This window comes from Streptomyces sp. CA-243310 (genome assembly GCF_050936775.1).
Lineage (GTDB): Bacteria > Actinomycetota > Actinomycetes > Streptomycetales > Streptomycetaceae > Streptomyces.
On sequence record NZ_JBNJMF010000001.1, the window covers coordinates 2,447,919 to 2,462,819 of the forward strand.

Sequence of the window (14,901 nt, forward strand, 5' to 3'; positions counted from 1 at the left end):
CACTCAGCAAGGCACCGCGTGCCAAAACTTTCTCTCATTTGCTATTTGACCTGCGCAGATGAGCGATGATCGATCAGGGTTACCCGCGAGTAGGGACAACCCGGACAAACGCAAATGGCCGCCCCCGGAACGGGAGCGGCCACTGTGACGCGGGTAACCCGCGTGAACGACGTGTGCTACTGCTGCTTGCTGTCCTGCTTGTTCCTGAGCGCCTCTTCGATGGTCCGCATGACCTCGTCGAGCGGTGCGTCCGTACGGGCCACCGCCACCAGCACCTCGCCCTGCGCGCGAACGGCCGCGGCCGGCGCGGCGGGCGGGCCCGCCGCGGTGCGGCCCGCGCCGATCCCCGATCCGAAGGTCTTGCGCACGATCGAGAAGGCGTGGTCCAGCTGCGCCTCCACGTCCCCCTGCCCGCCCGCCCGCAGCCAGCGCCGCAGCACGTGGTTGTGGGCCGTGACCACCGCCGAGGCGGCCACCTCCGCCAGCAGCGGATCGTCATTGCCGTCGTGGTGGTCCTGCTCGTCGAAGTGGGCGAGCAGGTAGCGCGTGAACAGCCGCTCGTACCGGGCGACCGAGGCGATCTCCCGCTCCCGCAGCGCCGGCACCTCGCGGGTGAGCCGGTAGCGCTCCACCGACACCGCCGGCGAGGCGGCGTACATCTTCATGACTTCCTTGATCCCGCGGCACACCGTGTCGAGCGGGTGCTCGTGCGCCGGGGCCACGTCCAGCACGGCCTCGGCGCGGGTCAGGGTGTCGTCGTGGTCCGGGAAGATCGCCTCTTCCTTGGAGCGGAAGTGCCGGAAGAAGGTCCGGCGCGCCACCCCGGCGGTCGCGGCGATCTCGTCGACCGTCGTGGCCTCGTACCCCTTGGTGGCGAACAGCTCCATGGCGGCCGCGGCCAGCTCGCGGCGCATCTTGAGCCGCTGCGCGGCCGCCTTGGTGCCGGCCGTGCCCTCCGGGGCGTCGGAGGTCGCGGCGGCACGGGGCGAGGTCTTGGCGGGCTGGGACATAGAGCGAAAGTACTTCATTCGCGCAGGAGGGCGCTCCTGAGGGGGGTGGGACGGGGAGGGATGCGGGGGAGAGCCCGCACTGCGCACACAGTGCTCGTCGGGAGGGCTCGCCTGCCGTGAGGGTCCGGCAGGCCCGAGCAGCCCTCCCCACGCATCCGGCTCGGGTGTCCGCCGGTCCCGGCTCGGCTTACCGGCGGGCGTACTCACGGAAACCGCGGCCGGTCTTCCGGCCCAGGCAGCCCGCCGCCACCAGGTGCTCCAGCAGCGGGGACGGGGCCAGGCCCGGGTCGCGGAACTCCTTGTGCAGGACCTTCTCGATGGCCAGCGACACGTCCAGGCCGACCACGTCGAGGAGTTCGAAGGGCCCCATCGGGTAGCCGCCGCCCAGCTTCATCGCGGCGTCGATGTCGTCCAGGCTCGCGTAGTGCTGTTCGACCATCTTGATCGCGTTGTTCAGGTACGGGAACAGCAGCGCGTTCACGATGAACCCGGCCCGGTCCCCGCAGTCCACCGGGTGCTTGCGCACCTTCGCGCAGACCTCCCGGACCGTGGCGTGCACGTCGTCGGCGGTCAGGACGGTCCGGACCACCTCGACCAGCTTCATCGCGGGAGCCGGGTTGAAGAAGTGCATGCCGATCACGTCCTGCGGACGCGAGGTCGCCCGCGCCACCGCGATCACCGGGAGCGAGGAGGTGGTGGTCGCCAGGACCGCGCCCGGCTTGCAGACCTTGTCCAGACCGGCGAACAGCTCCTGCTTGACGGCCAGGTCCTCCGCGACCGCCTCCACCGCAAGGTCCACCTCGGCGAAGGCGTCCAGGGAGCCGGCCGGCGTGATCCGCTCCATGGTCTCGGCGGCGGCCGCCTCGGTCAGCCTGCCCTTGGACACCGCACGGCCCAGGGACTTGCCGATCGCGGCCTTGGCGGCCACCGCCTTCTCCTGGCTGCGGGCCGCCAGCACGACCGCGTACCCGGCCTGCGCGAAGACCTGCGCGATACCGCTCGCCATGGTCCCGGAACCGGCCACGCCGACCGAGAAGACCGGACGACCCGAGCCGAGCAGGGAGCCGTCCGGCGGGGTCTGGAGGTCACGGACGACGACCTGGCTGCCCGGGGCCTCGTACGTGTAGAAACCGCGCCCGGACTTCTGCCCGGTCAGGCCGGCCTCGGCCAGGTGGCCGAGGATCGGGGCCGGGGCGTGCAGCCGGTCGCCGGAGGAGGCGTACATGGCCTCCAGGACGGTCCGGGCCGTGTCCACGCCGATCAGGTCGAGAAGGGCCAGCGGCCCCATGGGCAGGCCGCAGCCGAGCCGCATCGCCGCATCGATGTCCTCGCGGGAGGCGTACTTCGACTCGTACATCGCGGCGGCCTGGTTGAGGTAGCCGAAGAGCAGGCCGTCGGCCACGAAGCCGGGCCGGTCGCCGACCGCGACGGGCTGCTTGCCCAGCTCGCGGGCCAGCTCGGTGACGGCCTCGACGGCGGTCGGGGAGGTGAGCACGCACGAGACGACCTCGACGAGCTTCATCGCCGGCGCCGGGTTGAAGAAGTGCAGGCCCAGGACCCGCTCGGGGCGCTGGGACTCGGCCGCCATCCGGGTCACCGACAGGGCGTTGGTGCCGGTGGCCAGGATCGTGTCCGGGCGGACGACCGCGTCGAGTTCGCGGAACAGCCGCTGCTTGAGCGCGTAGTCCTCCGGGACGACCTCGATCACCAGGTCGGCGTCGGCGGCCGCGCTCAACTCGGTGAAGGTGCGGAAGCGGGCGAGCACGCCGTCGCGCTCGGCCTCGGTCAGCCGCTCCTTGGCGACGGAGCGGGCTGTGGCGGCCGCGAGGGCGGCACCGGCCCGACGGGTGGCGGCGTCGCTGATGTCGATGCCGATGACCTCGCGGCCGGCCCGGGCGAGGATCTCGGCGATGCCGGTGCCCATCGTGCCGAGGCCGACGACGGCGATGGTCTGGAGGGTGGATTGACTGGACGTGGACGGAAGGTCCATCGCGGGACTCCAGTGGAAGAGGGTGACGACTGAGGGAAGGCGCGCGGCCGCACGGCACGCGGACCGGAAATTCCGCAGAGATGCCCGAAGAGGGGGCGGAGCGGCGGACCCTGTCCCGAGGGTCACGCCGATCACGAACATGCGGTACCCGGGGGTACCGGGGTGGTGAACCGACTGGTACGAGGCGGCTGCGTCACCAGGCCTGCCCCGTACGTGTTGAAGCGAGAGTAACTCGCCGGTAACTGGCGCGCCATAGCGCGGAGATGTGACCTGTAACGCCCAAATGTACCGATCATCGATCATCGATCATCAGGGGTGCGCACATCTCGGGGAACCCGGCGTGGCGGCGGCCCCGCCCCCCTAGGGTTGGCCGCGTGAACGACGTGCTGGAGCGCCTGCGGACCGAGTCGGGGCAGTCGGCGGAGTACGAGGAACTGCTCGCGGCGGACCCCGACGCGCTGGCGGCCTCCCTGACCCGCGCCGGCCTGCCGTTGTGGGCCCGCGAGCTGGCCGCCTACCGGCTGGGGCTGGCCGGGGACCGGCGGGCCTTCGAATCGCTGGTGCTGCTCCTCAACCACCGCGACCCGCCGCGCTGCGAGGCCGCCGCGCGGGCGCTGGCCGTCCTCGGGGACCCGCGCACGGCCCGGGCGGCGGCCGCCCTGGCCACGAACGAGCTCCGCACCGCCTACGCCCTCCACCCGGTCCGGCTGTTGGCGGCGCTGCGGGCCCCCGAGTCGGCGCCGGCGCTGATCGGCACGCTGTCCCGACTCCTCTCGCCCCACGACCCCTACTGGAGGGTCGCCCTGGCGTGCGTGGAGGGACTGGGCGCACTCGCCGACCCCCGGGCCCGCGAGGTCCTCACCCGCGCCCAGTCCCACCCCCGCCTGGCGGTGGCCGCGACGGAGGCACTGCGCCGACTGGCCCCGGCCGACCGGGAGCCGTCCGACAGGGCCTAGGGTCCTGTCGTCGAAGTGGCGCCGGTAGGGCCCGCGGTGTTCGGTGCCGTGCATCGCGAGGCGGAGGGGCGTCCGTGTACTGGACGTACTGGGGTGCCCCGACAACGCGGCGAGGTGCGGTATCGGGCGCCGCGGGCCAGGCGAGACTTCGACGACGGGGCCTAGAGCGGGACCACCGCGAAGGCCTCGACCTCCAGGAGGAGTTCCGGGTGGACCAGGGCGGCGACCTGGACCGCCGAGGAGGCCGGGAGGCGGTCTGCCGGGATGACGGCGGCCCGGGCGTCCCGTACCGCCGGCAGGTGGGCCACGTCCGTCACGAAGTACGTCAGCTTCACCACGTCCGCGAAGGTCGCGCCGGCGGCCTCCAGACAGCAGCGCAGGTTCTCGAACACCTGACGGGCCTGCGCCGCGGCGTCGCCGACGCCGACCACCCCGCCCTCCTCGTCGAAGGCGCACTGCCCCGAGATCGCGACGAACCGGCCGGTGCCCCAGACGACATGGCTGTACTGGGGGCTCGGGCCGACGCCCTCGGGCGCGGCGATGCGGGTGAGGTGGTCGGTGCGGGGCGTGGTCATGCGCCGATCCTGCCCTCCCGGGCTCAGCCGCGGAAGCCCAGCAGGCCGTGCAGGGCGGCCCCGCCGGCCGAGGGCGGGACCGCGCGCGTCGCGGCGGCCGGCGTCGGGGCGGGCTGCGCGGGGCAGGTGGCGTCGGCGGCCTTGCCGGTGCGCAGGTACGCGGACAGCTTCTCGTCCAGGCACTTGTTGCCGCTCAGGGCGATCCCGTGGTTGCCGCCGCCCTGCTCCACCACCAGGGCCGCGCCCTTGAGCTTGCCCTTCATGCTGACCGCGCCCTCGTACGGGGTCGCCGCGTCCTCCGTCGCCTGGAACAGCAGGGCCTGCGGAAGCTCGGTGTTGGTCACGTCCGGGGCCTGCAGGGGTTCCGTCGGCCAGAACGCGCAGGGGGCGTTGTACCAGGCGTTGTTCCAGGTCATGAAGGGTGCCTTGGCGTGTGTGCGCCACATGTCGGCGCGCCACTGGTTCCAGTTCCGCGGCCAGGCCGAGTCCCGGCACTGCACCGCGGTGTAGACGCTGTAGCTGTTGCCCGCCGAGGGCTCCACCGCGCCGAACCGTTCGTAGGCCGACACCAGCGGCTTGGGGTCCTTGTCCACCGCGTACGCGGAGAAGGCCTCGGCGAGGTGGGGCCAGTAGCCGTTGTAGTAGCCGCCGGGCATGAAGGTGTCCTCCAGTTCGGAGGGGCCCACCTTGCCGCCCGCCGGCGCCGCGCGCAGCGCGTCGCGCATCTCGTACCAGCGCGCCTCGATCCGGGCCGGGTCGGTGCCGAGCCGGTACTTCTCGTCGTACCGGGCCACCCAGGCGAGGAAGGCCTTGTGGCGGGCGTCGAAGGCCTGGTCCTGGGCGAGGTTGTCCTCGTACCAGACGCCGGCCGGGTCCACGACGGAGTCCAGCACCAGCCGGTCCACCCGGTCCGGGTGGAGCCGGGCGTACACGGCGCCCAGGTAGGTCCCGTAGGAGTACCCCAGATAGCTGAGCTTCGGTGCGCCGAGCGCCGTGCGCAGCACCTCCAGGTCGCGGGCGGCCGAGACGGTGCCGATGTACGGGAGCACGTCCGCGTGCTTGGTCTGGCAGGACTCGGCGAAGGTCTTGACCCGCTCCAGGTTGGCCTGCTCGGTCGCCCGGTCCAGGGGCACGGAGTCGGGGCGCACCGGGGTGAAGTGCCCGGCGCCGCAGTCCAGGGCGGGCTCGCTCTTGCCCACGCCGCGCGGGTCGAAGCCGATCACGTCGAACGAGCCGGCCACGTCCTTGGGCAGCGCGGAGGCGATGTACCCGGCGAGGGCGCGCCCGCTGCCGCCGGGGCCACCGGGGTTGACCAGCAGGGGTCCCCGGGACTTCGCGGAGGTGTGCGGGACGCGGGTCAGCGCGAGGGCGATCTGCCGGCCGGCGGGCCGGTCGTGGTCGAGCGGGACCTTCAGGGAGGCGCATTGGAGCGTGGGGTGGCGGGGCGTCTTGCAGTCGGTCCAGCGCAGGGCCGGGGCCGTCGGGGCCGTGGCGGCCGCCGGGGCGGCGGTGACGGGGCTCGCGAGGGCGGCGGCCACGGTGGAGATCGACAGCAGGACGGCGGCGCGCTTCTTCAGCGGGCCGCGCTTGGTCACGGGGTGCAGCATGGGGCCTCCCAGCCGAGGGTTCTGGGCGGAATCGTCCCGGAAACCAAGGCCGGAATCCGGGATTGGGCTGCCGATTGGTCCGATGTGATGAGCTTTCAGGGGCCGTCCGGGACCACAGGAGGGTGAGCCGGGTCGGACCGGCGTGCGCAGCCTCGGCGGGTCGTTCGGACCTCGGGTTCCGGCGGGGCCGCCCCGGCGGGGCGGAATCCGGCCGGCCGGCGGGAACCCCTCGCCCACCGAGGTCGATGTCCCGTCCGCCCCCGGATTTGGGCCCCCGCCCCGGAGGTGGTTGTCTAGCCGCGACGAGCGGACACAACTGCTGGAGGAACAGCTATGGCGCAGGTCGAGGCCACCACGGAGCGGATCATCGCGGCTGACGCGGAGACCGTGTTCGACGCGCTGGCGGACTACTCGGGGACCCGGGGCAAGCTGCTCCCCGAGCACTACAGCGAGTACGAGGTGCGCGAGGGCGGCGACGGCGCCGGCACCCTGGTCCACTGGAAGCTCCAGGCGACCAGCAAGCGCGTGCGCGACTGCCTGCTGGAGGTCGCCGAGCCCACCGAGGGCCGGCTCGTGGAGAAGGACCGCAACTCCTCCATGGTCACCACCTGGACGGTGACCCCGGCCGGCGAAGGCAGGTCGAAGGTGGTCGTCAGCACCGTCTGGAACGGCGCGGGCGGCATCGGCGGCTTCTTCGAGCGCACCTTCGCCCCGAAGGGCCTCGCCCGCATCCACGACACCCTGCTCGCCAACCTGGCCGGTGAAGTCGAGGGCTGAGCAAGGCCGTTGCCCGCCGGCTGCGCCGGGCGGCTCACCGGTTCGGGTGGTCTTCCGTCCGGGGGCGAGTCGCCGGAGCCCGGGCGTGGCCCCCGGGGCGGGAGAGGCCCGGGCGGCTAGGGTGAGGGGTCCGCGGCCCGGCCCACCGGGGCCGCGACCCGACCCACCGGGGGACCCGATGAAGATCCTCGTCTCCGCCGACATGGAAGGCGCCACCGGCGTCACCTGGCCCGCCGACGTGCTGCCCGGCACCCCCCAGTGGGAGCGCTGCCGGGCCATGTTCACCTCCGACGTGAACGCCGCGGTGCTCGGTTTCTACGACGGCGGCGCCGACCGGGTCCTCGTCAACGAGGCCCACTGGACCATGCGGAACCTGCTCCTGGAGAAGCTCGACGCCCGCGTCGAGATGCTCACCGGCCGGCACAAGTCGCTGTCCATGGTCGAGGGCGTCCAGTACGGCGACGTGGACGGCATCGCCTTCGTCGGCTACCACACCGGGGCCGGCACGGAAGGCGTCCTCGCCCACACCTACCTCGCGAACTCGATCACCGGCGTGTGGGTCAACGGTGTGCGCGCCAGCGAGGGGCTGCTCAACGCCCACGTCGTCGCCGAGTACGGAGTCCCGGTCATCCTCGTCACCGGCGACGACCTGACCTGTGTCGACGCCGCCGGATACGCCCCGGACGCGGTGACCGTCGCGGTCAAGGACCACGTCTCGCGGTACGCGGCCGTCTGTCGCACGCCCGCCCGCACGGCCGCCGACATCCGGGCCGCCGCGACGGAGGCCGTCGCCCTCGCGGTCCGCCACGAGCCCGTGGTGGGAGGACCGTTCAGGGTGGAACTGGAGTTCGACGCGGAGCACCTGGGCCTGGCCGCCACCGTGGTCCCCGGCGTCGAACGCTCGGGCGAACGCAGGGTCGCGTACACCAACGAGACGATGTACGAGGGGATCCGGACCTTCAAGACGGTCACGACGGTCGTCTCGGCGGCTGTGGAGGAGCAGTATGGCTGACATGCACGCAACGGAGACCCGCCCCTGCGAAGCCGTGGACCCGACGGCCCTCGACGAGGTGGTCGACTACACCTCCGGCCTCATCCGCATCGACACCACCAACCGCGGCGGCGGCGACTGCCGCGAGCGACCGGCCGCCGAGTACGTCGCCGAACGGCTCGCCGGCGCCGGCCTGGACCCGATCCTGCTGGAACGCACCCCGGGCCGCACCAACGTGGTGGCCCGGATCGAGGGCAGCGACCCCGGAGCCGACGCCCTCCTGGTCCACGGCCACCTCGACGTGGTGCCCGCCGAGGCCGCCGACTGGAGCGTGCACCCCTTCTCCGGCGAGATCCGCGACGGCGTCGTCTGGGGCCGCGGCGCCGTCGACATGAAGAACACGGACGCGATGGTGCTGGCCGTCGTACGGGCCTGGGCACGGGCGGGCGTGAAGCCGCGCCGCGACATCGTGATCGCGTACACCGCCGACGAGGAGGACAGCGCGATCGACGGGGCGGGCTTCCTCGCCGACCACCACCCGGAACTCTTCGAGGGCTGCACCGAGGGGCTGAGCGAGTCCGGAGCCTTCACCGTCCACCCCGCCCCGGGCCGTTCCCTCTACCCGATCGCCGCCGGCGAGCGGGGCACCGCGTGGCTGAAGCTGACCGCGCACGGCACCGCCGGGCACGGATCCAAGCCCAACCGGGCCAACGCCGTCAGCCGGCTCGCCGCCGCCGTCACCAGGATCGGCGAGTACGAGTGGCCGGTGCGCCTCACCGACACCGTGACCGCCTGCATCACCGAACTCGCCGCCCTGGAAGGCCTGTCGGTGGACCCGCGCGGCGAGGACCTCGACCTGACGGAACTGCTCGCCGCGCTCGGACCGGCCGCCGCCCTCGTGCGGCCCACCGTGCGGCAGAGCGCCAACCCGACCATGCTCAGCGCCGGTTACAAAGTGAACGTGATCCCGGGCCAGGCCACCGCCTACGTGGACGGCCGCACGCTCCCCGGCGGGGAGGCGGAGTTCATCGCCACCCTCGACGCGCTCACCGGCCCCGACGTGCGCTGGGAGTTCCACCACCGCGAGGTGGCGCTCGAAGCACCCGTTGACGGACGGACCTTCGGGATCCTGCGCGAGGCCGTGGAGCACTTCGACCCCGAAGGGCACGTGGTCCCGTTCTGCATGGCGGGCGGCACCGACGCCAAGCAGTTCTCCCGGCTCGGCATCACCGGCTACGGCTACTCCCCGCTCAAGCTGCCACCCGGCTTCGACTACTGGTCCCTCTTCCACGGCGTGGACGAGCGGGTCCCGGTCGACGCCCTGCACTTCGGCGTCCGCGTCCTCGACCGCGCCCTGCGCGCGCTGTGACGGGGACCCGGTGATGGCGCCGCTCACCCCGCCCCGGCCCTACGGCGGCTGGCCCTCGCCCATCGACGCCGCGCTCGCCGCCGCACTCGACGGGCGGCCCGAGTACGTGGGCACCATCGGCCCCGAGGTGTGGTGGACCGAGCCCCGGCCGGAGGAGGGAGGTCGCCGGACCCTCGTGCGGCGCCCCACCGACGGCCGCCCCGAACGGCCCGTGCTGCCCGCGCCCTGGAACGTCCGCAGCAGGGTCACCGAGTACGGGGGACGCCCCTGGGCCGGCGTCGAACGGGACTCCGGCGGGCCGCTGTTGGTGTTCGTGCACTTCGCCGACCAGAGGCTGTACGCGTACGAACCGGACGCGTCCGGCGCTCCGGCCCCCCGACCGCTCACCCCCGTGGGCACGGTCGGCGGCGGACTGCGCTGGGCCGACCCGGTGCTGCGCGGCGACGAGGTCTGGTGCGTGCTGGAGGAGTTCACCGGACCCGCGCCCACCGATGTGCGGCGCGTCCTGGCCGCCGTCCCCCTGGACGGATCGGCCGCCGAAGACCGTGACGCCGTGCGGGAGTTGACCGGCGATCGGCACCGGTTCACCACCGGGCCCCGACTGTCCCCCGACGGGCGCACCCTGGCCCGACTGGTCTGGGACCATCCCCGGATGCCCTGGGACGGAACCGAGTTGCTGCTCGCCGAGGTCACCGGGGCCGGCGAGATCGGCGCCCCCCGCACCGTGCTCGGCGGACCCGACGAGGCCGTGGCCCAGGTGGAGTGGGCGCCCGACGGGACCCTTCTCGCGGTGAGCGACCGGAGCGGCTGGTGGAACCCGTACCGCGTGGACCCGCACAGCGGCGAGGCCGTCAACCTGTGCCCCCGCGAAGAGGAGTTCGGCGGCCCGCTGTGGAAGCCCGGACTGAGCTGGCTCGCCCCGCTGCCTGACGGGCTCGTCGCCGTCCTGCACGGCCAGGGCTCCTCGGTGCTCGGCGTACTCGACCCCGAGAGCGGGGACCTCGTGGACGCCGCCGGGCCCTGGACGTCCTGGCAACCCACCCTGGCCGTCAGCGACTCCCGGGTCTTCGGGGTCGCCGCCAGCCCGCGCAGCGGATACGAGGTGGTGGAACTCGACACCGCCACCGGCCACGCCCGCGTGATCGGCGCCCGGGCGTCCGACCCCGTCGACCCGTCCTACTACCCCGAGCCGCAGAGCCGGACCTTCACCGGCCCGGACGACCGCGAGATCCACGCCCACGTCTACCCGCCGCACCACCCGGACCGACCGGCCCCCGCCGACGAACTGCCCCCGTACGTGGTGTGGGTGCACGGCGGACCCACCGATCACGTGCCACCCGTACTGGACCTGCACATCGCCTACTTCACCTCGCGCGGCATCGGCGTCGTCGAGGTCAATTACGGCGGCTCCTCCGGCTACGGCCGCGCCTACCGGGAGCGGCTGCGCGAGCAGTGGGGCGTGGTGGACGTGGAGGACTGCGCGGCCGTGGCCCGCGCCCTGGCCGCCGAGGGCACCGCCGACCCGGACCGGCTCGCGATCCGCGGCGGCAGCGCCGGAGGCTGGACCGCCGCGGCCTCCCTGGCCGCCACCGACCTGTACGCCTGCGCGGCGATCATCTACCCCGTGCTGGACCTGCGCGGCTTCGCGGCCGAGACGCACGACCTGGAATCCCGCTACATCGACGGCCTCGCCGGGCCGCCCCGGACCCTCGACCTGATCTGCCGCGAACGCTCCCCGGTGGCCCGCGCCGACCGGATCACCGCGCCCTTCGTCCTGCTCCAGGGCCTGGACGACCCGATCTGCCCGCCGGCCCAGGCCGAACGGCTCCTCGCCGCCCTGCGAGGCCGGGCCGTCCCGCACGCCTACGTGACCTTCGCGGGCGAGGGCCACGGCTTCCGCCGCGCGGACACCATGGTCCGGGCCCTGGAAGCGGAGCTCTCGCTCTACGCGCAGGTGTTCGGGATCGAGCGGACGGACGTGCCGCGGCTGCCGCTGGAGCCGTGACGGCCCCCCGCCCCCGCTCCTCTACCCTGGGCCGATGTCTCATGTCACCTACCTCGACGAGGGGGCCAGGGTCGGGATCAGGCCCTTTCGGCCGGCCGACGGACCCGAGTTCGTCACACGCGTCCACGAAAGCCGCGCCCTGCACCGCCCCTGGATGTTCCCGCCCGACACCGTCGAGGCGTACGAGCCCTGGGCGGCCCGGCTCGGCGACGGCGACAGCCGGTTCGGAGTCCTCGTCTGCGAGCGCGCCGGCGGGGCCATCGCCGGATTCGTCAACGTCAACAACATCGTCCGCGGGGGCTTCCAATGCGGAGCCCTCGGCTACGCCGCCTTCGCCCACGCCGCCGGCCGGGGACTCCTCGGCGAGGCCCTCGACCTCGTGATCGGGTACGCCTTCGCACCCGCCGGCCAGGGCCTCGGGCTGCACCGACTGGAGGCGAACGTCCAGCCCGGCAACACCGCCTCCCTCGCCCTCGTCCGAGGCCGCGGCTTCCGGCTGGAGGGCCTCTCCCCGGACTTCCTGCACATCGACGGGGCCTGGCGCGACCACGAGCGCTGGGCCCTGACCGCCGAAATGCCCGGCCCCGGGGCCACGCGTCGCCCAGGATGAGGGCATGCGAACCATCGTGTTGCTCGACGCCCCCTCGAACCTGGGCCTGCGCCCGCCCGCACCCGGCACCGTACCCGGGGTCTACAAGCTGGCGGGAGCCCTGCGCGAACAGGGGCTCCTCGCCCGACTCGGCGCGCGCGAGGGCGGGGTCGCGGTCCCGCCGCGTTACGACCGGGGCGACTGGAAGGAGGGCGACGGGGTCTTCCACGCCGCCGCCCTCGCCCGCTACACCGTCACCCTCGCCGACCGCATCGAGGCACACCTGCGGGACGGGGAGTTCCCCGTCGTGCTCGGCGGGGACTGCTCGATCCAGCTCGGCGCCGCACTGGCCATGCGGCGCCTCGGCCGGTACGGACTGGCCGCCATCGACGGCTCCGCGGACTTCCGTCACCCCGGGAACACCGCGGTCAACGGACCCGTCGGCGCCGCGGGCGGCGAGGAACTGGCCCTGTCCACCGGGCGCGGCCAGGCCGACCTCACCGACCTCGAAGGGCTCCGCCCGTACCTGCGCGACGAGGACGTACGTCTCTTCGGCATCCGCGACGGCGACGGCGACCTCCCGGAGCTGCGCGCCGCCGGGATCCGGGCTGCCACCGTCGGGGAGATCCGCGAACGCGGCGCCGGTCCCGTCGCCCGGGACGCCCTGGAAGGACTCCACCCGCCGGACACCGCCGGTTTCTGGGTGCACCTGGACGCCGACGTCCTGGACCCGAGCGTGATGCCGGCCGTCGACAGTCCCGACCCGGACGGACTGACTGCCGACGAACTCGTCGAACTGCTCGGCGTGTTGGCCCGCTCCCCGCGCTGTGTCGGACTCAACGTCACGATCTACGACCCGGACCTGGACCCCGACGGGCGCGCGGGGGCCCTGCTCGCCGACCTGGTGGCGGGGTCGTTCGCCTGACACCGATCGCGTCACCCGCAGGCCAGGGCTTTGCGTAATCCTGACCGGTGGTGATCTGCGGAACCCCTGTGCACCGGCCCCCGTGGCGTGTTCCATTCCTTCATGGCCACCACCGTCCGACGTGCCGTACTGACCCTCTCCGGAGCCCCGTTGGGCCCCGAGAATCCCCTGCCCGCCCTGCGCGCGCCCGACGGGACGCACGAATTGGACGAGCGGTCGCGCCGGGGACTGCCCCGCGACACGGCGCGACAGATCGGGTACGAGCCGCTGCGCTCGCTGCTGCCCGTCCGGATCCGCGACGGCTACGGACGGGAGCGGGCGCGGCGCGAGTACGAGGCGATCGTCATCGAGAACGCGCACCTGCGCGTCACCGTGCTGCCGGGGCTCGGCGGCCGGATCCACTCCCTCGTCCACCTGTCGACCGGACGCGAACTCCTCTACCGCAACCCGGTGTTCCAACCCGCCCACTTCGCCCTCAACGGCGCCTGGTTCTCCGGCGGCGTCGAATGGAACATCGGAGCCACCGGGCACGGCGCCCTCGCCTGCGCCCCGCTGCACGCCGCGCTCGTCCCCGGGCCCGACGGCGCCACGATGCTGCGGATGTGGGAATGGGAGCGGCTGCGCGACACCCCCTTCCAGGTGGACCTGTGGCTGCCCGAGGACTCGGAGTTCCTGTACGTCGGGGTCCGGGTGCGCAACCCGCACGAGCGGCCCGCACCCGTCTACTGGTGGTCCAACATCGCCGTCCCCGAGGACGCCGGCACCCGTGTGCTCGCCCCCGCGGAGGAGGCCTGGCACTTCGGGTACGAACGCGAGCTGCGCCGCGTCCCCGTACCGGAGTGGGAGGGCGTCGACCGCACGTACCCGCTGCGCGGCACGTACCCGGCCGACTACTTCTACGAGGTCCGGGAAACGGACCGGCCCTGGATCGCCTCGCTCGACGCCGACGGGCGGGGAATCGTCCAGAGTTCGACCGGGCGGTTGCGTGGCCGCAAGCTCTTCGCGTGGGGCGCGGGCACCGGCGGACGGCGCTGGCAGGAGTGGCTCACGGAGCCGGGCACGATCGGCTACGCCGAGATCCAGGCGGGCCTGGCCCGCACCCAACTCGAACACGTACGCCTCGACGGCGGCGCGGAGTTCAGCTGGCTGGAGGCGTACGGAGCCCTGTCGGCGGACGCCCCGACGGTGCACGGGAGCGACTGGAACGCCGCCCGCGCCGCTGCCGGGGCGGCCCTGGAGGCGGCGCTGCCCCGGGAACGGCTGGACGCGGCGTACGAGGCCTGGCGGGGCTCCGCGGACACCGAACCGGGCGAGCGGCTCGCCACGGGCTCCGGCTGGGGCGCGCTGGAGGTGCTGCGCGCGGGCTTCAAGCTGCCCGGCACCCCCTTCGAGGAGTCGACCCTGGGGGAGGAGCAGACCCCCTGGCTGGAGTTGTGGCGCTCCGGGGCCTTCCCCCGGCCCAAGCGGGCCGCCCCGCCCGGCCCCAGCCTGGTCGCCCCGCACTGGCGGGACATGCTGGAGACCGCGCCCGCCGACCCGCTGACCGAGTATCACCTGGGCGTGGCCCAGTGGCACGCCGGGGACATCGCCCAGGCCGTGCGCAGTTGGGAGCGCGGGCTCGCGCCGGCGTCGTCGCGGTGGCCGCTGCTGAGGTGTCTGGCGGAGGCCGACGCGCTGGCCGGCGACCTCGACCGGGCGGCCGACCGTTACACGGAGGCGTTCGCGGGCCTGGCGGACGAGAGCGATGGAGAGGCCGGTTGGCCGGCCGCCGAGTCCGCGCTCGGGCGGGAGGCCATGACCGCCCTGCTGGCGGCCGGCCGGCCGGACCGGGCCCGCGCGGTGTGGGAGCGACTGCGACCGGCGCGTCGCGAGGAGGGCCGCTTCCGGCTCCTCGCGGCGCGGCTCCTCGCTGCGGAGGGTCATGTGGCCGCGGCCCGCCGCGTCTTCGAGGAGGGCCTCGAACTCGCCGATCTCCGGGAAGGCGAGGAAACCCTCACCGAGGTGTGGGCCACGCTCACCGACCGCCCGCTGCCCCCCGCGTACGACTTCCGCATGCGCCCGCCGAAACCGACCCCCTGAGACGGCGCCCCGCCCCGGCGGCGGTACG

General features: G+C 73.6%; 12 protein-coding genes. 8 read left to right on the top strand and 4 right to left on the bottom strand.

Annotation, left to right across the window (positions count from 1 at the left end):
• Window positions 1-176 precede the first annotated feature (176 nt).
• Both ACQEVM_RS11120 and ACQEVM_RS11125 read right to left on the bottom strand, forming a co-directional pair.
• Complete coding sequence (locus ACQEVM_RS11120; RefSeq protein WP_433077448.1) at window positions 177-1,010, bottom strand: TetR family transcriptional regulator; 834 nt, start codon at window positions 1,008-1,010, stop codon at window positions 177-179.
• A 187-nt stretch (window positions 1,011-1,197) separates the two neighbouring features.
• Entirely contained in the window at window positions 1,198-3,000 is a 1,803-nt protein-coding gene (locus tag ACQEVM_RS11125; RefSeq protein WP_433077450.1) for a 3-hydroxyacyl-CoA dehydrogenase family protein, read from the bottom strand.
• A gap of 374 nt (window positions 3,001-3,374) precedes the next feature.
• Between ACQEVM_RS11125 and ACQEVM_RS11130 the strand changes: the two genes are divergently transcribed.
• Window positions 3,375-3,956, top strand: a complete 582-nt coding sequence (locus ACQEVM_RS11130) for a HEAT repeat domain-containing protein (protein WP_433077452.1) — start codon at window positions 3,375-3,377, stop codon at window positions 3,954-3,956.
• Window positions 3,957-4,117: 161 nt separating this feature from the next.
• Here the strand turns inward: ACQEVM_RS11130 and ACQEVM_RS11135 are convergent, their stop codons facing one another.
• Window positions 4,118-4,531, bottom strand: coding sequence for a RidA family protein (locus ACQEVM_RS11135; RefSeq protein ID WP_433077454.1), 414 nt, complete (start codon window positions 4,529-4,531; stop codon window positions 4,118-4,120).
• 23 nt (window positions 4,532-4,554) lie between these two features.
• Window positions 4,555-6,138 (bottom strand): alpha/beta hydrolase, encoded by a 1,584-nt coding sequence (locus ACQEVM_RS11140; RefSeq protein WP_433077456.1) that lies wholly within the window; start codon window positions 6,136-6,138, stop codon window positions 4,555-4,557.
• 333 nt (window positions 6,139-6,471) lie between these two features.
• Here ACQEVM_RS11140 and ACQEVM_RS11145 point away from each other — a divergent pair, with 333 nt between their 5' ends.
• The 7 genes from ACQEVM_RS11145 to ACQEVM_RS11175 all read left to right on the top strand — a co-directional run bounded on the left by ACQEVM_RS11145 (window position 6,472) and on the right by ACQEVM_RS11175 (window position 14,873).
• On the top strand, window positions 6,472-6,915 hold the full coding sequence (locus ACQEVM_RS11145) for an SRPBCC family protein (RefSeq protein ID WP_433077458.1): 444 nt from the start codon (window positions 6,472-6,474) through the stop codon (window positions 6,913-6,915).
• A 178-nt stretch (window positions 6,916-7,093) separates the two neighbouring features.
• Window positions 7,094-7,927, top strand: a complete 834-nt coding sequence (locus ACQEVM_RS11150; RefSeq protein ID WP_433077460.1) for a M55 family metallopeptidase — start codon at window positions 7,094-7,096, stop codon at window positions 7,925-7,927.
• On the top strand, window positions 7,920-9,275 hold the full coding sequence (locus ACQEVM_RS11155) for a M20/M25/M40 family metallo-hydrolase (RefSeq protein ID WP_433077462.1): 1,356 nt from the start codon (window positions 7,920-7,922) through the stop codon (window positions 9,273-9,275). The genes ACQEVM_RS11150 and ACQEVM_RS11155 overlap by 8 nt, the downstream gene beginning before the upstream one ends.
• A 13-nt stretch (window positions 9,276-9,288) precedes the next feature.
• Window positions 9,289-11,280 carry a prolyl oligopeptidase family serine peptidase gene (locus ACQEVM_RS11160; RefSeq protein WP_433077464.1) on the top strand — a complete coding sequence of 664 codons (1,992 nt, stop codon included), beginning with the start codon at window positions 9,289-9,291 and terminating at the stop codon, window positions 11,278-11,280.
• A 34-nt stretch (window positions 11,281-11,314) separates the two neighbouring features.
• Entirely contained in the window at window positions 11,315-11,890 is a 576-nt protein-coding gene (locus ACQEVM_RS11165; RefSeq protein WP_433077466.1) for a GNAT family N-acetyltransferase, read from the top strand.
• A gap of 4 nt (window positions 11,891-11,894) precedes the next feature.
• On the top strand, window positions 11,895-12,794 hold the full coding sequence (locus ACQEVM_RS11170; RefSeq protein WP_433077468.1) for an arginase family protein: 900 nt from the start codon (window positions 11,895-11,897) through the stop codon (window positions 12,792-12,794).
• Between the two features lie 102 nt (window positions 12,795-12,896).
• Window positions 12,897-14,873, top strand: coding sequence for a DUF5107 domain-containing protein (locus tag ACQEVM_RS11175; protein WP_433077470.1), 1,977 nt, complete (start codon window positions 12,897-12,899; stop codon window positions 14,871-14,873).
• Window positions 14,874-14,901 lie beyond the last annotated feature (28 nt).